At 39.6% G+C, this 17,879-nt stretch carries 17 protein-coding genes; 10 read left to right on the top strand and 7 right to left on the bottom strand.

Going from position 1 to position 17,879, the window contains the following annotated elements:
* Nucleotides 1-660: 660 nt before the first annotated feature.
* The 4 genes from RI557_RS01395 (at nt 661) to moeB (ending at nt 3,626) form a co-directional block, all read left to right on the top strand.
* A complete protein-coding gene (locus RI557_RS01395) occupies nt 661-1,590 on the top strand; it encodes a cysteine synthase family protein (protein ID WP_310666747.1) in 930 nt (309 codons plus the stop codon).
* Between the two features lie 81 nt (nt 1,591-1,671).
* Entirely contained in the window at nt 1,672-2,082 is a 411-nt protein-coding gene (locus RI557_RS01400; RefSeq protein WP_310681584.1) for a M67 family metallopeptidase, read from the top strand.
* Between the two features lie 83 nt (nt 2,083-2,165).
* Nucleotides 2,166-2,444 (top strand): MoaD/ThiS family protein, encoded by a 279-nt coding sequence (locus RI557_RS01405; protein WP_310666749.1) that lies wholly within the window; start codon nt 2,166-2,168, stop codon nt 2,442-2,444.
* 6 nt (nt 2,445-2,450) lie between these two features.
* A complete protein-coding gene (gene moeB / locus RI557_RS01410; RefSeq protein ID WP_310666750.1) occupies nt 2,451-3,626 on the top strand; it encodes a molybdopterin-synthase adenylyltransferase MoeB in 1,176 nt (391 codons plus the stop codon).
* 44 nt (nt 3,627-3,670) lie between these two features.
* On the opposite strand, the gene radA is transcribed toward moeB, so the two are convergent.
* From radA to panC, 5 genes are read right to left on the bottom strand one after another with little or no spacing between them, the layout of a single operon-like run.
* The gene (gene radA / locus RI557_RS01415) at nt 3,671-5,044 is read right to left on the bottom strand and encodes a DNA repair protein RadA (RefSeq protein ID WP_310666751.1); all 1,374 of its coding nucleotides are present in this window, start codon (nt 5,042-5,044) and stop codon (nt 3,671-3,673) included.
* 15 nt (nt 5,045-5,059) lie between these two features.
* On the bottom strand, nt 5,060-5,551 hold the full coding sequence (locus tag RI557_RS01420; RefSeq protein WP_310681591.1) for an adenylyltransferase/cytidyltransferase family protein: 492 nt from the start codon (nt 5,549-5,551) through the stop codon (nt 5,060-5,062).
* Between the two features lie 4 nt (nt 5,552-5,555).
* Entirely contained in the window at nt 5,556-6,572 is a 1,017-nt protein-coding gene (locus RI557_RS01425) for a lysylphosphatidylglycerol synthase transmembrane domain-containing protein (RefSeq protein WP_310666753.1), read from the bottom strand.
* 6 nt (nt 6,573-6,578) lie between these two features.
* Nucleotides 6,579-6,932: an aspartate 1-decarboxylase gene (gene panD, locus RI557_RS01430; RefSeq protein ID WP_310666754.1), complete on the bottom strand. Its 354-nt coding sequence runs from the start codon at nt 6,930-6,932 to the stop codon at nt 6,579-6,581.
* A gap of 40 nt (nt 6,933-6,972) precedes the next feature.
* A complete protein-coding gene (gene panC, locus RI557_RS01435; protein ID WP_310666755.1) occupies nt 6,973-7,818 on the bottom strand; it encodes a pantoate--beta-alanine ligase in 846 nt (281 codons plus the stop codon).
* A gap of 128 nt (nt 7,819-7,946) precedes the next feature.
* Between panC and RI557_RS01440 the strand changes: the two genes are divergently transcribed.
* The 3 genes from RI557_RS01440 to glmS are packed head-to-tail and all read left to right on the top strand — an operon-like array spanning nt 7,947 to nt 12,038.
* The gene (locus RI557_RS01440) at nt 7,947-8,774 is read left to right on the top strand and encodes a glycogen/starch synthase (protein ID WP_310681593.1); all 828 of its coding nucleotides are present in this window, start codon (nt 7,947-7,949) and stop codon (nt 8,772-8,774) included.
* Nucleotides 8,749-10,185 (top strand): DUF4270 family protein, encoded by a 1,437-nt coding sequence (locus RI557_RS01445; protein ID WP_310681595.1) that lies wholly within the window; start codon nt 8,749-8,751, stop codon nt 10,183-10,185. The genes RI557_RS01440 and RI557_RS01445 overlap by 26 nt, the downstream gene beginning before the upstream one ends.
* An 8-nt stretch (nt 10,186-10,193) precedes the next feature.
* The gene (gene glmS / locus RI557_RS01450; protein ID WP_310666758.1) at nt 10,194-12,038 is read left to right on the top strand and encodes a glutamine--fructose-6-phosphate transaminase (isomerizing); all 1,845 of its coding nucleotides are present in this window, start codon (nt 10,194-10,196) and stop codon (nt 12,036-12,038) included.
* 9 nt (nt 12,039-12,047) lie between these two features.
* Here the strand turns inward: glmS and RI557_RS01455 are convergent, their stop codons facing one another.
* Nucleotides 12,048-12,950, bottom strand: a complete 903-nt coding sequence (locus RI557_RS01455; RefSeq protein WP_310666759.1) for a toxin-antitoxin system YwqK family antitoxin — start codon at nt 12,948-12,950, stop codon at nt 12,048-12,050.
* A complete protein-coding gene (locus RI557_RS01460; RefSeq protein ID WP_310681603.1) occupies nt 12,947-13,738 on the bottom strand; it encodes a hypothetical protein in 792 nt (263 codons plus the stop codon). The genes RI557_RS01455 and RI557_RS01460 overlap by 4 nt, the downstream gene beginning before the upstream one ends.
* A gap of 33 nt (nt 13,739-13,771) precedes the next feature.
* Here RI557_RS01460 and RI557_RS01465 point away from each other — a divergent pair, with 33 nt between their 5' ends.
* The 3 genes from RI557_RS01465 to RI557_RS01475 are packed head-to-tail and all read left to right on the top strand — an operon-like array spanning nt 13,772 to nt 17,868.
* Nucleotides 13,772-14,395, top strand: a complete 624-nt coding sequence (locus RI557_RS01465) for a hypothetical protein (RefSeq protein WP_310666761.1) — start codon at nt 13,772-13,774, stop codon at nt 14,393-14,395.
* Nucleotides 14,396-14,399: 4 nt separating this feature from the next.
* Complete coding sequence (locus RI557_RS01470; protein WP_310666762.1) at nt 14,400-14,954, top strand: hypothetical protein; 555 nt, start codon at nt 14,400-14,402, stop codon at nt 14,952-14,954.
* Nucleotides 14,857-17,868 (top strand): hypothetical protein, encoded by a 3,012-nt coding sequence (locus RI557_RS01475; protein ID WP_310666763.1) that lies wholly within the window; start codon nt 14,857-14,859, stop codon nt 17,866-17,868. Before RI557_RS01470 ends, RI557_RS01475 begins: the two co-directional genes overlap by 98 nt.
* Nucleotides 17,869-17,879: the final 11 nt, after the last annotated feature.

The following is a 17,879-nucleotide window of genomic DNA, read 5'->3' on the forward strand; positions in this document are numbered from 1 at the left end:
AATTTGTAAACGTAAAACCTTAGACGAGTAGCGGATTCAGCTTTTACACGAAATCAAAACTACGAGCTAAACGGCCTCGGGAACTGACGCGTAGAATTTCAGCAGTTAAGTGAGCGTGCATTTCACTATCTGATGAGACGGAGCCTACGATTTAAGATTTAGGTTTATTGTTTAGCAAAGGATCGCTTGTTTTCTCCGTCTCAATCCTGATCTCAATCTTTTTATCAAGAAAACACATCTATATCTCGCTCGACTGCAGGTAGAGTATATCTCTATATTTCGAGATTTTTCACCATTTAGAAATGAAGAGTCATTGAGGAGGTGAAGATTCTTGAATAGTGCTGACCAGAGGGTTTAAACCAAAGGTTTTTCATTCTTCTTCCGATTTGTAGTTCTTTTTAAGACTTTACACCTGGTTTCTCGAAGTCCTAATAATTGAAGACGCCTTTTATGAAATATTAAAAAATTGTGGTAAGAACTTGACAAAACAGTTGTTAATCACTATCGAAACAATGTAAACGTTATTCTCGTTTTTGGGGTTTTAACTATGAGCTGAAATAGGTAATAGAAACATAGTTTTTCCTAGTATTTTGCACTGTCAACTAAACGGACATCTTAACGCCAGGTTTTTAACTTTAAAGATAAGAAAAAGCATTTTTAATGACTATCACAGAAAGTGAGACTTTAAAACAAAAAATAGATCAATTACAACCATTTGTAGGGAATACACCTCTCTTCCCTATCACAGGTCTTCATCAGAATGAAAATGTTAAAATATACGCCAAACTTGAGTGGAATCAATTGACAAATAGCGTTAAAGCCAGAGCAGCTTTCAATATTGTAAAAAGCGCCATAGATAATGGTGAGTTATCACCAGGGAGTCAATTGCTCGATGCAAGTAGTGGCAACACAGGTGTTGCTTATGCAGCTATTGCAGCAGCATTAGACATCCCTTTTACATTGTGTATTCCTGAGAATGCATCAATTACAAAAGTTTCAGCACTCAAGGCATTCAATGCGCATTTGATTTATACGTCACCTTATGAGCTCACCGATGGAGCACAGGAAAAAGCCCTTGATCTAAAGCACGCTAATCCAGAGATGTATTATTATGCTGATCAGTACGCAAACTCAAATAACTGGAAAGCACATTTCAACAGCACCGGCCCTGAAATATATGAACAAACCCAAAAAGAGATAACACACTTTATAACCGGGGTTGGAACTTCAGGTACATTCATAGGTACTTCAAAGGCGTTGAAAAGCTTTAATGAAGCAATAAGAGTAATTTCTGTGCACCCAGATTCTGCGCTACATGGTTTGGAAGGTTGGAAGGATATGGAAACAGCCAGAGTGCCTGAATTTTACGATCCAAATTTGGCAGATGAAAGAAAAGAGGTTTCAACGGAAAAAGCTTACGAATACGTAAAAAAAGCAGGCCAAAAATTGGGCTTGATGTTGAGTCCGTCTTCTGCGGCTAATCTGTTCAGTGCAGTTGAGTTATCAAAAGAAATAGATCAGGGAGTAATCGTGACAGTGTTCCCAGATCATGGCAGTAACTATCCCGAGGTAATGAAGAATATTTTCTAAAACATTTTATGCTTTATTAGCGATCTGTGTAGGGTATCTAAACACAACAGCTTCTGAAAAGAGATTTAAAACCAGATTATTATGAAAATACAATTAACAGAAAAAGCAAAAGCAGCGATGGTTGAAGATGCCATTAAGACTTACCCACATGAATGCTGTGGCTTTTTTTACGGAGATGAAAATGAAGAAAGATTGGTTACGCAAGCTATTCCTGTGGAAAACACCAGAGAAGAAAATAGAGAGCGTAGGTTTGAGGTTTCGGCTAAAGACTACATGAAAGCTGAACAATATGCTGAAGAAAACGACTTATCGCTTTTAGGTGTATATCATTCACATCCTGACCACCCTTCTATTCCCTCTGAGCACGACTTAAAACAAGCTGTCCCTTACTTTTCTTACATCATCATCTCAATAAGAAAAAAGGAGCTAGCTAATATCCAATCCTGGAGGCTAGACGAATCAAAATTTATAGAAGAGCAAATAGTGAAATAGAAATTTAAAAGAAATCAAAAAGCTGATAAAAGAAGAGACTCTCAAATTTATCAGGTATATAATAACAATAAAAACAAATAGTTATGGCAAAAATTACAATTCCAACACCATTGAGAAAATTTACAGATCAGGAAAAAACATTTGAGTCTAATGCAGAAAATGTGGATACTGCTCTACGTGAATTGGTTGAAAAGCATCCAAAACTCAAATCCCAGTTGTTTAATGATGAAGATGATTTGAGATCTTTCATTAAGGTTTTTGTTGGAGATGAAGATATTAAAGACCTCAATGAAGGAGAAACAGCGATAAAAAAGGAAACAACGGTTAGTATTGTTCCAGCTATTGCAGGAGGTAAAAGCTAGGTTTTTATGAAGAAAGATGATTTTTTCTCTAAAGAAGAATTAGAAAGGTATAGCCGGCACTTAATCATACCAGAGTTTAATATCGATGGCCAAAAAAAGCTAAAAAGTGCCAAAGTGCTTGTTGTGGGAACTGGAGGATTAGGAGCTCCTTTATTGCAATATCTCACGGCAGCAGGTGTTGGTACAATTGGAGTCGTTGACTTTGATGTTGTAGAAGATAGCAACTTGCAAAGGCAGGTTTTATTTTCAACAGACGATGTTGGTAAACCTAAAACAGAAGCTGCTGTTGAGCGCATGAAGGGGCTCAACCCTCATATTGAGTTCAAAATATACAACACACAGCTCAACTCTTCAAATGCCCTTGATATTATTAAAGAATACGATATCGTTGCTGATGGGACAGATAATTTTCCAACGAGATATTTAGTAAACGATGCGTGTGTTTTGCTCAACAAACCATATGTGTATGCTTCTATATTCCGTTTTGACGGTCAGTTAACTGTATTTAATTATCAGTATGAAGATGGAACGACTGGCCCTAACTATAGAGATCTTTATTCAGAACCACCACCACCAGGCCTTGTTCCCAGTTGTGCTGAAGGAGGCGTTATTGGCGTACTCCCAGGAATATTGGGAAGTTTACAAGCCAATGAAGTAATAAAAGTTCTTTCTGGTGTCGGAGATCCGCTTATAGGAAGAATGTTCAGTTTTGATACGCTTGGTTTTGAAACGAGGATATTCAAATTCAAGAAAGATCCCAAGAATCCAATTAGTGGTGAGAATCCAACAATTCATGAACTTATCGATTATGAGCACTTTTGCGGTATACCTCAACAAGAAGAGGAAGATGCTAAACAAGAAAGTGTTAAAGAGCTTTCAGCAAAAGAACTAAAAGAGTTGAAAGAGAATGGTGAAGACTTTCAGCTCATTGATGTTCGTGAAGAGTTTGAATACAGAATTTCAAACCTTGGAGGTGAATTGATACCACTTAATAACGTTCTAGATGAAGCCGGTAAAATAGCCAAAGACAAAAAAGTCGTTGTTCATTGTAGAACAGGTGCGAGAAGTGGAGATGCAATTCGAGCTCTCAAGGAAAAGTTTGGTTACGATAACCTCTACAATCTTAAAGGAGGTATATTAGAATATGCTGACGAAATTGATGACTCATTGGCTAAATATTGACACTGTTCATCACTAATACCTGAAGCAACACGCTTCAGGTTTTTTTACCCAAAAAGATCAGCAAAAACTTCACCGATTTGCTTCACCATTTTAATCTCGATGTTGTAGTCTTTTTGGTCGATGCCTTTTTTGTTGTACGAACTGATGTAGATCTTTTCAAAGCCGAGTTTTTCTGCTTCGCTGATTCGTTGATCGCAGCGTGTCACGGGTCTTATTTCTCCTGAAAGTCCAACCTCGGCAGCAAAGCAGTAATTGGCACTTATCGGCATATCGGCATTGGAGGATAACACGGAACAAACCAGTGCCAGGTCGATGGCCGGATCATCCACTTTTATTCCGCCCGCGATGTTTAAAAACACATCTTTCGTAGCGAGCTTGAACCCGCAGCGTTTTTCCAGCACAGCTAAAAGCATTGAGAGTCTGCGCAGGTCAAAACCCGTAGCAGATCGTTGTGGAGTGCCGTAAGCGGCCGTACTCACCAGCGCCTGCGTTTCAATCATCATTGGGCGCAAGCCTTCCATTGTTGCGGCAATAGCTGTTCCGCTGAGTGACTGATCGCGGTTACCGATGAATATCTCTGACGGATTGCGCACTTCCCGCAAGCCGCTCCCTTCCATTTCGTAAATCCCCAACTCGTTAGTCGATCCAAAGCGGTTTTTCACGGATCTGAGCAAGCGATAAATGTGGTTGCGGTCGCCCTCAAACTGCAAGACACTATCTACCATGTGTTCCAGTATTTTGGGACCGGCAATGTGGCCTTCCTTGTTGATGTGCCCGATGAGGAAAACGGGAATGTTGCTCTCTTTAGCAAAACGCAACAGTTCGGCTGTGCACTCGCGCACCTGGCTCACGCTTCCCGGAGCGCTTTCGATCAATGAGGTGTGTAGCGTTTGAATAGAATCCACAATCAGGATGTCAGGTGCTACATTCTTGATGTGTTTGAATATTGTGTCGAGTGATGTTTCGGCCAGTAAAAAAGTATCGGCAGCTTCTTTTCCCATTCGCTGGGCGCGCATTTTGATTTGCTGCGGACTCTCCTCACCCGAGATGTACAGCACTTTTTTGCCCGGTAGCGAAACGGCTATTTGCAACATCAGTGTTGATTTCCCGATTCCGGGCTCACCACCTATAAGCACGAGCGAACCCGGGACGATACCTCCGCCTAAAACGCGATCTAGCTCGTTGTTGTTGGTTGAAATACGCGGCAGGTTTTCCGTTTCAATTTCGGTCAGAGCCAGCGGTTTGGCAATGGTGTCGTTAGTCGATTCGGTTCTGACCGAAGCGCGCTTTTTATCATTTTTCGTGATAACTTCCTCTACAAAAGAGTTCCATTCACCGCAGCTGGAGCAGCGTCCAACCCACTTTGGCGATTGCGCACCGCAGTTTTGACAGATGAAAACGGATTTCGTTTTAGCCATGCCGCTAAGGTAAAGCTATTGGTTTGAATCCAATATTTTTTGCTCTAAAGATGTGGTGGAATAGCCCGGTAAAAAGGCGATTGCTTCTACTTTTCCGCCATTTTTTTTCACATGGTCAGATCCCACAATGTAGCGTTTATCATTTTGGTCAGAACACTTTGGGTCGTAGTCGCCTCCTTTTACCAGAACATTAGGTGTGAGCTCATTGATAAGATCAAAAGGTGTTTCTTCATCGAAAATGATGACGGCATCCACAAAAAAGAGAGCTGCCAAAATTGTAGCGCGTTGATCCTGGTCTTTGATGGGCCTGGCCGGACCTTTATTCAGCGTTTTCACCGATGCATCGCTGTTGAGACCCATTACCAGCTTTGTGCCCAAATCGGCTGCTTTTGAGAGGTAGTCTATGTGGCCTTTGTGCAAGAGGTCAAATACACCGTTTGTGAATACGACCTTCTCGCCCTGCGACTTCCATTCGGCTACGGTTCTGACCGCAACCGATTTATCCATGATTTTATGCCTGAGTTGATTTGAGTTTGTCATTTTTCCATCGGTTAAACGGTGAAATTAAAGCAAATGACAGCGCGCCCAAAATAAGGATGAGAATTGTTTGAGCTGTCCACACAATCCACCCGAAGGCTCCGGCTGTATTTTTATCCACTTCGTAAAGTACGAGAATTGCCTGTACAGCGAGCGGGTACGCACCAATTCCGCCATTTGTCACTGCGATTGTGATTCCGCCTAGAGCAAAGCCTGTGAGTACGCCCGCAATGGGAACGTCTGATGTTTCGGGCAACGCGAAGAAGCACAGGTAAAACATCATGAGGTACATCAGCCAAATGAAAATTGTGTGCCCGATGAATGCCCATTTTTTCTTCATGGTGTAAATGCTGAGCATCCCGTCAACGATTCCTTTGAGTGTTTTTTGAATGGTTTGAATGAGTTTGTTTTCTGATTTGATTCGGTAGATGAAAACGAGTGATCCTATTCCGCCAACCAGTAAAACAACTAACAAAACGAGGATTGTTGTACCGGATATTTTACCAAAAACAGATGCCAGGATATCATTGAGTAAACCCTGGATGACTTCGTACTGGAGAAAAACTACCGTGAGGATTGTGGTCATGAGAATGAGTGCATCGGCAACGCGTTCTGCGATAACTGTTCCCAATAATTTTTCAAACGGGATATTTTCGTATTTCCGTGCAATTCCACAGCGCGATATTTCACCGAGCCTGGGAACAGCGAGGTTGATAAGGTAGCCGATCATCACAGCAAAAAAGCTGTTGGTGAAATTGGGCTTGTAACCGAGTGGAGCCAGTGTGAACTTCCATCGGTAAGCGCGACTCATGTGACTGAGGGTTGCTGCTACGAGTGAGAGCCAAACCCAACTGTAGTTGGCCCGCTCAAAAGCACCCATAATTTCTGTTTTGTCTTCAGGAGTTAGTGAGGAATAAAAATACCACACGAGAAAAAGACCAAAACCCAGCGGTATGGCGATTTTCAAAAATCCGGTGAGGTACTTTTTCATAGCGAGTTAGGGTTTCAAAGTGTTGTTGGTTTCGTCTGGAAAGATAACGGAAGGTTTGAACTTTTTCGCCTCTTCAAACTCCAGTTGAGCATAAGATATGATAATGATAATATCATTGACTGCAACTTTTCTTGCAGCCGGACCATTGAGGCAAATTTCACCACTTCCGCTCTCGCCTTTGATCACATAAGTTTCGAGGCGCTCACCATTGTTGATGTTCACGATTTGCACTTTTTCGCCTTCAATGATGTTTGAGGCTTTCATCAAGTCTTCATCAATCGTAATGCTGCCGATGTAATTGAGATCGGCCTGTGTAACCTTAACGCGGTGAATCTTAGATTTTACAACTTCAATAAGCATAGCTAAATACGCTGATAAATAAAGTGAGCAAAAGTAACGATTAATTCAGGCTGATGTTATCAATCAAACGCACATTTCCGGCAAAAACTGCTATGAATGCGCGAGCGGGAACATCAATAGTGCCGTTGAGCAATTCCATCGTTTTAGTGTTGGCAATATTGAAATATTCCAGGTCAAACATCTCCTGTTGATTAAAAGTCTCTTTGACAGCTTTTTCGATCTCTTCAACCGTTTTTCCTTTTTCTTTCAGATCACGGGCCATGAGGAGTGACTTGTAAATAATAGAGCCTTTCTCCATTTGCTCATCAGTGAGTCGCTCGTTGCGAGAGCTTTTTGCGAGTCCGTTCGCTTCGCGCTCAATAGGGCAGCCCACAACATTGACATCGAGACCTTCAAGTTCAGCCATTTTGCGCACTACCAAAACCTGTTGATAATCCTTTTCGCCAAAGTAAGCATTGTTAGGTTCAATGATCTCGAAAAGTTTTTGAACTACGGTTCCCACACCATCGAAGTGGCCGGGTCTGAACTCGCCTTCCATTTTCGTAGCTAAAGAGCCAAAAGGATAAGATTTTGACTTTTTGCCTTCTGGATACATGTCGTCATCGGTAGGAGTGAAAACTACATCACATCCTGCAGATTGCAAATAGTCGATATCCCTTTCAAGTGTACGTGGATATTTTTCGAGATCTTCAGGATTATTGAATTGAGTTGGGTTTACGTAAACGCTAACTACTGTGATGTCATTGTCACTTGCCGATCTTTCTACAAGTGCGAGATGGCCGCTGTGCAGTGCGCCCATGGTGGCAACAAAGCCTATCGATTGATTATTCGCCTGTGCATTTTGCACAACCGATTGCATTTCTTTCTTTGTTCTACAAACTTTCACGCTTCACTGAATTTAGTCAATTTATATTGACAGAGCGCAGGGCAAAGTGGGCAAAACTAATTGAAAACTTGATTTACAAGCCATTTATGCTTAATTTTGTGCGAATTTTTTGATAAAGAAGGTATAATATGAGTAAGCCAAGAATTTTATTTGTGTCGCAGGAAATAACCCCCTACCTTCCTGAAAACCAAATGTCAGGTGTGGGGCGTAATCTGCCACAAGGGATACAGGAAAGAGGAAAAGAGATCAGGACATTTATGCCCAGGTTTGGCGTAATCAATGAAAGGCGTCATCAATTGCATGAAGTTATTCGCCTTTCAGGAATGAACCTAGTGGTAAATGATTTTGATCATCCGTTGATTATCAAGGTGGCATCTATACAACCGGCACGTATGCAGGTTTACTTCATCGACAACGAAGAATTTTTTCACCGCAAAGCAATTTTTGAGGATAAAGAAGGAAACTTCTTTGAAGACAACGATGAGCGCTCGATCTTTTTTGTTCGCGGAGTGCTCGAAACAGTAAAAAAACTAGGTTGGTCTCCTGATATCATCCACTGTCACGGCTGGATGACTTCACTTCTTCCAACTTACCTCAAGACTGTTTACAAAAATGATCCGCTCTTCAATGATACACAGGTTGTTTACAGCGTTTACGACCAACATCCCGATAAAAAGATCGATGATGAAATGATCAACAAAGTGAAGTTTGACGGTATCGAGCACGATAAAATTTCAGTAATTGAAAAGGCTGATTACAACAACCTTCACAAATTAGCAGTCTCTCATGCCGATGCTGTAATCAAAGGATCTGAAAATGTAGATGAAGGAGTGGAAAAGGCAATTAAAGAAGCTGATAAACCGTTCCTCGACTATCAAGACGAAGAATCATACATTGATGCATACTCAGAATTTTATGACAAAATACTCGATGAAAAATCGGTTCTTGCCGATTAAGAGCATTACTACCATAATGTCACAGGCAAAAGGGGTACTCGTTTACCCCTTTTCCATTTTATTAATTCTTGTTGCTCTTTCTTCCTGCAAAAAGGAAAATAAAGTAGGCGGTCAACTACAGCCCGATAGCGACAAAGTATCAGGCAATGTGGTAGATACCTTCTCGATAAAAGCCAAAACTGTAAAGGTGGATTCTGTGCGCTCTGATGAAGGTTTTAGAACGCTTCTCGGTGAATACTACGACCCGGTTTTTGGTCCCACCAAAGCGAGTCTTTTTTTACAGTATCGCCCGTCACAGGTTCAGGTTGACTTTGGTAATCCCAACAACCTAACTTTTGACTCGCTCATAATGTCACTTCCCTTTACTGTTGGAACTTCATATTACGGACGAAACAGTTTGAGAGCAAATAACCTCGATCGCGTTTCATTAAAGGTTTATCGAGCCACAACAAATGTATTTGCGTCAGACTCAGTTTATTCGAATGGTACGATCAGAACTCCTGGCGGAGCCAGGCAGTTTACTTATGATGAGGGTAACCCGGTTGGTGAAGCAACTATTTACACTCCCAATGCTCAAGATACATTCGAGGTTGGAAATAATGCTGAGCCACCACAGTTACGCATAAAGCTCGACTCAACTTTTGGTCAGCAGCTATTGACTGCAGGAGCAGGAGTTTACGATAATCAATTAGCTTTCGTCCAGTACCTCAATGGTTTGGTTATCGTCCCTGAAGACAATAATTATTTCCTCGATGGCGGACAAATCATGTTCATAGATCCTTTGTCATCGTTCAACCGCATGATAATGCACTATCGCATTGATGATGGATCTGGTCAAAATGCAGAGACTTACGAGTACATACTGAACGACTCCAGCTCTTATTTCAACCTCTACGAGCACGATTACAGTATGGCACCTTTTCAAATGGATCTGAACGATTATGAAGGTGGACGAGAAAAGCTGTACATCCAGGCCATGGGGGGAACACGTGTAACACTCGAAATACCGCATATCGAAAACTTCTTTGAAGGTTTTGAAAACGGAGTTATCATTAACCGTGCTGAGTTACTGCTCCCTGTTGAGCAAAATGACGGCTATAATCGCATAGCTCAATTGAGTATTGGTCAGTTTGATTCAACGCGCACTTTGTTCACCATCCCAGATGCGATTGAAGGAACATCACACCTCGATGGTTTTTATGACACAACTAATACACGTTATCGCTTTAATGTGACGCGATATGTTCAAAACCTGTTCCTCAACCACGAGTCGGGTGAAAATGCTAAATTTGAAGTCGCGTTGTTAACTTCAGGCGAAGGTGTCAACGCTACACGCTCGGTGTTGACAGGCTATAACCCTACATCAGGCGCTAAACCTAAAATGAAAATTATTTACACCCCTGTAAATTAATCAGTCTTATGTGTGGAATCGTTGGTTATGTGGGCAGCCAGGAGGCTTACCCAATCTTAATAAAAGGATTAAAAAGGCTTGAATATAGAGGCTATGACAGTGCCGGAGTAGCCATTGTTGATGAAGATGATATCAACCTCATCAAGTGCAAAGGTAAAGTTGCCGATTTAGAGAGTAAAGCTAATGGTCAGAACCTGAAAGGGACGCTGGGTATTGGACACACTCGTTGGGCAACTCACGGGCCGCCAAATGATGTCAACTCGCATCCTCATTACTCTCAAAGCAAAAACCTCGCGATCATTCACAATGGAATCATCGAAAATTATGATTCGCTCAAAAAAGAGCTGGTGAATCAGGGGTACCGCTTTGAAAGTGAAACCGATACTGAGGTTCTGATCAATTTCATCGAAATGGTGAAAGATGCTGAAGACCTTAAACTGGAAGATGCAGTACGTGTAGCGTTGAACCAGGTTGTAGGTGCTTATGCAATCGCCATTGTAGAACGAGGAAACACTGATAAAATCGTATTGGCGAAAAAAGGAAGTCCGCTCGTTGTTGGAATTGGAGACGATGAGTTCTTTATTGCGTCAGATGCCACTCCTTTTGTCGAGTACACAAAAAACGCTGTCTACCTTGAGGATGAAGAAATGGCCGTTATTGAACGCGGTAAAAAGCTAGAGATCAAAAGTATTACTGATAACAAGTCGATTGATCCTTACATACACAAACTACAAATGCACCTCGAAGAAATTGAAAAAGGAGGATACGATCACTTTATGCTCAAAGAAATTTTTGAGCAGCCACGATCTATTCGTGATACACTTCGCGGACGATTACTCCCAGACGAAGGAATTATCTCAATGTCAGGAGTAAAAGAGTACGGAGCAAAATTTGAAAATGCGAGTAGAATTCTGTTTGTGGCTTGTGGTACGAGCTGGCATGCAGGATTGGTTGCAGAGTACATGTTTGAAGAGTTTGCCCGTATTCCGGTAGAGGTTGAGTACGCATCTGAGTTTCGTTATCGCAACCCAATTATCACTGAAGACGATGTTGTAATCGCGATTTCTCAATCCGGAGAAACGGCTGATACGTTAGCAGCGATCGAATTGGCGAAGAAAAAAGGAGCTACAATATTCGGAATATGTAATGTCGTAGGGTCTTCAATTGCGCGTGCTTCACATGCCGGAGCTTATACACATGCCGGACCGGAAATTGGTGTAGCATCGACCAAAGCATTTACAGCTCAGGTTGCCGTGTTAGCTTTGATCGCGTTGGAGATCGGGCGCAGAAAAGGGGCTCTGACCGAGAGTAGATTCAGATCACTGATCAGCGAGCTGGATCAAATACCCAAGAAAGTTGAGCAAATGCTCGAAAGTGAAGATACAACTGTCAGTATAGCTGAAATGTACAAGGATGTATCGAATTTCCTTTACCTGGGAAGAGGATACAACTTCCCTGTAGCACTCGAAGGAGCTCTGAAGCTGAAAGAAATTTCATACATCCATGCTGAGGGATATCCTGCTGCTGAAATGAAGCACGGACCAATTGCCCTGATAGATGAAAACATGCCGGTAGTTGTTATTGCAACTAAAAACGGGCAATACGAAAAGGTTGTGAGCAACATCCAGGAGATTAAAGCACGTAACGGAAAAATCATTGCCGTTGTGAATGAAGGGGATGAAACCATTAGAGAAATGGCCGATCACGTGATTGAAATTCCTGATTCAGATGAAGCTTTTACACCATTGATTACGACAATCCCGCTTCAATTGCTCTCGTACCACATTGCTGTGATGAGAGGTTGTAATGTGGATCAACCAAGGAATTTGGCAAAATCTGTTACAGTGGAGTAGAGAAGACTACTAAAAATTCATTTTTTTAACTTGATCACCCGCCTCATTAAAGTTTTTCCAAACTCCTTTTTCTCTATTGTTTTGATACTGGCCAATTTGTTTGATAGAGCCATTTGGATAATATTTTTTCCAAATTCCGGTTCTGTTATTGTTTAAGTATTGCCCAATTGTTTTTATATTCCCATTAGGATAAAACTCAATGTAGCTTCCGTTGGCTTCATTGTCTTTTAACTCGAGAATTGAAACAGTATTACCAGCTTTGTCATATGTATATTGAATAGGGTAAGGGGGGAGCGTTATTTTTTTTCTCAAATCACCACTTTTGTAAAAGAACACTCTATCATCGGTTAGTTTACCGATTTTATAATGCTCTCTTTTTTTTACGAAACCATCATCGTCATAATATATCCAAACGCTGGTTTTTAGATTATTCTCGAAGGCACCTTTAATTACAGTATCTTTTTTATGATTGTACTTGACGTACTCACCATTTTTCAGGCCTTTGCTGTACTGTATGGTTTCGCTCAAAAAACCACTCTCGCTGTAAAGTTTTACTATCCCTTCAATTGTGTCATTTGTATAGTTTTGGGTTTGTTTCAAGAGTCCATTAGGGTAGTAATAATATTGAAGGCCATCTAGTTTTCCATATTTGTAATTTGCCTTTTGTTTAATTTGACCATTTTTATAATATACCTTCCATTTGCCACATAAAAGCCCATCGCAATAAAACCCTTTTTGCCATATGTTGTTGTTGCTATATTTTATTTGGTAGAGTCCATTCTTGGTGCCGTTTTTAGTGTGATAAAACTCCTTTTCAATCCCATTTTTATAGTAGTTTTTTTTAGACTCTGACTGGCATTGAGCAGATCCTGTAAAGACCAATACAACAATAATTACTAAAATTGCTTTCATCTTATCGTTATCGTTTTTCGCAAGGCTTCCAGGTCAAGACCAAAGCCAGGGTCAACAACGAATAGTATTTCATATGTGCCTTTGTCAAGGTCAGAGATATCATATGAAAGCCTTTTAATTTGTTTGGGGTAAACGGTTCTCTGCATCTTTTTTGATGATATATTCTCACCAGTTTTAGTGTTCACTGCAGAATAGTAATACTTAAACTTATGTATATAAGAGGGAGTGTTGTTTTTTATTTTAAGCGTACAAATATTTGAAGTTTTGTTATGAAAAAAGGAATCTTTAAGAAGTGAGAAGCTAATATTTTCTTTTTCTCCAGAGTCTTGAATTATCTTCACTGCTATTCTGGGGATTACTTTAATGCCGGTTTTAAGCTCATCTTTCATTCTTGTTCTAGCGTTTTCATCTACTACTGAAACAAATCCCGTAATCCATTTTGAGCCTTCTACATCTTTCGTATCTGGTTTCATTGTTATTTTGATCTCACCCTGTTCTTCAGGCCCAATTCTAACCTCTTTGTTATCGAGGGTTATCCATTTGAAGCAAGAGTTCTCAGTTGTTCCCGGACTCGTATATTTCTTTACCCCGTCAATAAAATATTCATCAGAAAAAGTAAGCTTAAAGGTTTGAGGAGTGTCATTGTGGTTAGTTATTGTAATCGATGCTGCTTGAGGTTTTTCATAAGTTGCATTGAAGTATATAACAACAGGAGCTACTTCGAAATCCTGAGAGAAAGATTTTAAAGTTATAAGTAAAAATAAAACTCCGAAAATTGTTTTTTGCATATTGCGATTTATTAATTTCTAAATCAAATAAACATGAAAAGCGTTAAAATCCTCAAGTATTCATTATTATTGATAATTATTTCATGTTCTATTCCATCTTTCAGTCAGCCTGTTTCAGACAGAGCTGTAGTTCCTGTAGCCGTAACACTCAATCAGATACTTCGGTTAAATGTGACTGATGGGGGTAATATTGAGTTTGTGTTCAACCGAATAGACCAGTATCAAAACGGAATCCCTAATTCGGCTATTTACGATACTAGATTGACTGTAGCTTCATCAACTGCATGGGAGCTGAATATGGGAGCTGAAGATGCTACTTTTATTGGTACAGATGACCCGTCAAATACTTTGGATTTAGATTATGTTGGTTTTCAGTTGACTGACGCGGGAAACCACACTTTTGGGACTGAGTTTATCGATGCTGCCGGTGCAAATGCAGCTGCTGTTGGGCTTGCGACATACCCTGTTTCAGTTATTACAAGTGCTGCTGCGCCAAACGGTAATGCAGGGGATATTACTGATAACATAATTGTTATAAATTGGGAGTGTAACACTACAGGTTTAAACACTACGACTGGAAATAATGCGCTTATTGATGAAACCATAAATCCAGATCGATACGTAACAAATGTTCTACTTGACGTAGAGCCAAATTAATCTAATGAAGCTTAAAAGCTTTTTGATATCGATTTGTCTAGTTTTCATTTATTCGGTTTCTCACAGCCAGCCTTATAATACAGCAAGGTTGTCATTGATTCAATCACAGCAAGTAGAAGTTTATGTTAATTCATTCGATGAAATAGAAAACGGAATCACCGTTCCAGGTGGAACGGTGTTAGGGGTTACACTCCAGGACTTAAACGATCCTTCGGCTCCTGCCCCACTATCCGGTTTTGAAATATTCGTAAGAACCAATAACGGTATTTCTTCAAACTTTGAAGGTATCAACGGGAATTCAATGGATCTTGACATACTATCTTTAACTAGTAGTAATAGACAGGGTTTTGGATCGTCCACCTTTTTTTATGGGCCTTTAAGCCTTGATCAGATAAGCCAGTTGATTGTTGAGAGCACGTTAACTAATTGTGACTGGAGCACTCATCAGATAAATGTTCAATATGAATTTGGCACAGCTAATTGCACCAGTAAATTCACAAGTTTCAAATCTGATTTTTATACAGTTGAAGTTGAATTTATACTTGAACCGGTTTTTTGATTATTTACTAAATCTTAAATCGCTTCTCATATGTTTAATTTTCATTGTGCCATCTATTATTTACTCTCAGGTAACAGAAGGGCCATCTATTGATACAACTGAGTTTTTCAAAAACCTAGATTCAACGAATAATTTATCTAATCCTGGCACAACGGATAGCCTAATTTATTTTTCATCATTTAAGACTTTTTTTGAGGGCGATAATGAGATTGTTTGGAAAAGCCTCAACATAAAATATAGAGCGCCTGACACCCGAGACTTCAAACTGAAATTGTTCTACTCTGATTTTTTTCAGCTATTATCAGCTAATAATGAATATGCTTTTAGCCAGGCCAAAGAGATAGACACAACCATTCTTTTACCATTTAGAGTAAAAGAAAATTCAAGTCTTGAGGGAGGCACTACGACCAGCATAAGTGCTCAACTCCTTATCAATGAGCAGGAATTAGTTAAAGAGGCTATATCATTTCTCCATTATAAAAGAAAATCATCCTGGGACTTTAGTGCTGAGTTGAGTAATCCTTTGTGGTTGAAAAATGAAGCTGAAAAAAAAGTTTACGTTCGTGTATCGAACAAGAGCAATTACACACAAACTTTTAATGTGAAGCTGAAGGCTCGAAGCACACAATCTTCTGAAGAAAAGATTTTTAAAATTAAGAAAAGAGCAGATACAGCTCTTGCCTTTAAAATCAAAAACCCTTCAACTAATTCTTTTGATGAAAACAGGATAACAATTGAGGTGGTTAATTCTGGTGAAACGAAGCGCCAAATTCTTTACACTCATAATCCAGGTTCTAATTATGAAAATACCACTTACTTCACAGAAACACCAGCCAACCTGGAAGTTGGGGCTTTTAATTTTGGCTCTGGAGCCTCACCCACATACTCATTAAGAAGCTGGGGAGATATTCATTTTTCTTCCAATGAGAGGCTCCAGTATTCCTTCAACTTCTTCAATATTCTTTTTGACAGTCCTAATGTTGATCTTTGGAGATACAGTAGGCTCTCAATTATAGCTGATTTTCCAGGGTTAACCGTAAACGCAGGAGATCAAACTCTGGGGAACTTTTATCCAGAATGGGGAAGGGGCTTAAGCGCAACAAAAGTCTTCCAGGAATCAAATAATGAGGTTTCATTAGGTGCGGTAAATAACCTTTTTTTTGATAGAACAACATACAACGCCTCTGGGAAATTGCGTTTTGGTAATGTAGTATTAAGACCTTCATTTTCCAGGTCAACAGATGCTTCTAATCTGGTTCAAAAAATTGAAGGTAATATTTTTAGTGACTTCAGAATAAAAAAGCATTTAATATCAGCTGGTCTTTCTTTTTCACAAAGACAACACCTATATGATACGAATTCATTTAACACGCCATCACAGTTTTATCTTCCAGGCAGGACTCTAAATGGCTATGCTTATTCCCTAAGGTATGGGTTTTCAAATAAACTCTGGAGGATAAGACTAAAAACAAGAACCAAGTCAAAGTATCACGCAGGAGCATTTACCGGAACACAAAATCAAAGACTTCAAGTCACAAGAACGATCTCGCGAAAAAGCAGGGTCAGTGGTAGAGTTTCAAGAAGAAAGTTTGAGCCTTCTGAAACGTTTAGAGGGGTTTTGAGTAACCTGAACTATTACGATCTCACAAGAGCTATGCTCTTGTACCGAACCGAGATCTTAAAAACTAACCTTTCCTTTGGAACAAACTTTTTATATTCTGAAATAAGCAATAATTTAAATCAGTTAGATGGCACACCACTCGATTTAAATATTTATACCTCGCCAAGAATATATACGCGCTTATCTGGCAAAATTTCCTCTTATAGAATAAGCGCTCAGGCACAAGTTGGCCCAGTATATTTAAATCAAACCACACCAATTAACTTTTCCAATAATGCTTATCAAATTGGAGTAAATATCACTGATAACATTTCAAATATTTCATTGCGGTTTAATGATGGGTTAATTATACCCTCTGTTACTGGTTTAAACTCATACACGCTCAATAACTCTCAAAGTTTTTTCTTGGCCTATCGTTACCGAAAAACACTTCTTGACCAAATGCTCGATCTCAACTTTAACCTAAATTACAGTAATTACATAGAAGCACAAAGCACATTGGTTAGTGCATTTTTACAAAGTGACCTAAAGTTGAATCATGGCATTGAATTATCAGCATATTTGAATTTTTCAACGGTAAATTATCAAAACCGTGAAACACAAACTCAATCACTTTTTACTAATGCAGGTTTTGCTCTGAGGAAAAAGTTTGACGTAAATCAGCCACAACTGAAGTATTTTGATTTGAGCTTTAATACTTTTTTTGACGAAAATGGTAACAATCAGCTCGACTCTACCGAGCTAAATATTCAAAATGTATTAGTGGAACTCGAAAACGTTATTGATGATAACCAGTCCGTTGAAAAGCGTTTACTTTCAAATGAAAGTGGAAAAGTGAATTTTAAGGACTTACCAGAAGGAAATTACACAGCTCATTTCACCCCCGTTGGAAAAAGCGAAATTAACCTTGGAGAAAAGGCTATATCATTCATGTTAAATAGTGATAAGACAGAAGATATTCCTTTATCTGAGGAATACAGCTTAAAGGGTCGGGTTATTTTTCAAAAAGCTAAGTTTTCTAGCGTTCAAAGTCTTGACTTTTCCAAAATTAAGTTAATAATAAATGGACCCAGGGGTAAAGAAATCAAGACCTGGGCTTCTGATGATGGTCGTTTTAACTTTAACCTCAACAAAACCCCCGGGATTTATAAGCTATCAATTGACACTTCATTGTTACCTGATAACATTCTTGTAGAAAAACAATCTTATTATTTTGAAATGAATGGATTAAAAAGTTACTCAATTAACTTTAAGCTTTTTGAAAAAGAAAGGAAGTTAAATATAACAGAGTAGCGATTTAGGAC

This window comes from Salibacter sp., from assembly GCF_031581065.1.
GTDB lineage: Bacteria > Bacteroidota > Bacteroidia > Flavobacteriales_G > Salibacteraceae > Salibacter.

Excerpts from the sequence above, each read along its gene's own strand:
- RI557_RS01395 (WP_310666747.1), top strand. The coding sequence starts at position 661 with ATGACTATCACAGAAAGTGAGACTTTAAAACAAAAAATAGATCAATTA.
- RI557_RS01400 (WP_310681584.1), top strand. The coding sequence starts at position 1,672 with ATGAAAATACAATTAACAGAAAAAGCAAAAGCAGCGATGGTTGAAGAT.
- RI557_RS01405 (WP_310666749.1), top strand. The coding sequence starts at position 2,166 with ATGGCAAAAATTACAATTCCAACACCATTGAGAAAATTTACAGATCAG.
- moeB (WP_310666750.1), top strand. The coding sequence starts at position 2,451 with ATGAAGAAAGATGATTTTTTCTCTAAAGAAGAATTAGAAAGGTATAGC.
- radA (WP_310666751.1), bottom strand. The coding sequence starts at position 5,044 with ATGGCTAAAACGAAATCCGTTTTCATCTGTCAAAACTGCGGTGCGCAA.
- RI557_RS01420 (WP_310681591.1), bottom strand. The coding sequence starts at position 5,551 with ATGGATAAATCGGTTGCGGTCAGAACCGTAGCCGAATGGAAGTCGCAG.
- RI557_RS01425 (WP_310666753.1), bottom strand. The coding sequence starts at position 6,572 with ATGAAAAAGTACCTCACCGGATTTTTGAAAATCGCCATACCGCTGGGT.
- panD (WP_310666754.1), bottom strand. The coding sequence starts at position 6,932 with ATGCTTATTGAAGTTGTAAAATCTAAGATTCACCGCGTTAAGGTTACA.
- RI557_RS01440 (WP_310681593.1), top strand. The coding sequence starts at position 7,947 with ATGAGTAAGCCAAGAATTTTATTTGTGTCGCAGGAAATAACCCCCTAC.
- RI557_RS01445 (WP_310681595.1), top strand. The coding sequence starts at position 8,749 with ATGAAAAATCGGTTCTTGCCGATTAAGAGCATTACTACCATAATGTCA.
- glmS (WP_310666758.1), top strand. The coding sequence starts at position 10,194 with ATGTGTGGAATCGTTGGTTATGTGGGCAGCCAGGAGGCTTACCCAATC.
- RI557_RS01455 (WP_310666759.1), bottom strand. The coding sequence starts at position 12,950 with ATGAAAGCAATTTTAGTAATTATTGTTGTATTGGTCTTTACAGGATCT.
- RI557_RS01460 (WP_310681603.1), bottom strand. The coding sequence starts at position 13,738 with ATGCAAAAAACAATTTTCGGAGTTTTATTTTTACTTATAACTTTAAAA.
- RI557_RS01465 (WP_310666761.1), top strand. The coding sequence starts at position 13,772 with ATGAAAAGCGTTAAAATCCTCAAGTATTCATTATTATTGATAATTATT.
- RI557_RS01470 (WP_310666762.1), top strand. The coding sequence starts at position 14,400 with ATGAAGCTTAAAAGCTTTTTGATATCGATTTGTCTAGTTTTCATTTAT.
- RI557_RS01475 (WP_310666763.1), top strand. The coding sequence starts at position 14,857 with ATGAATTTGGCACAGCTAATTGCACCAGTAAATTCACAAGTTTCAAAT.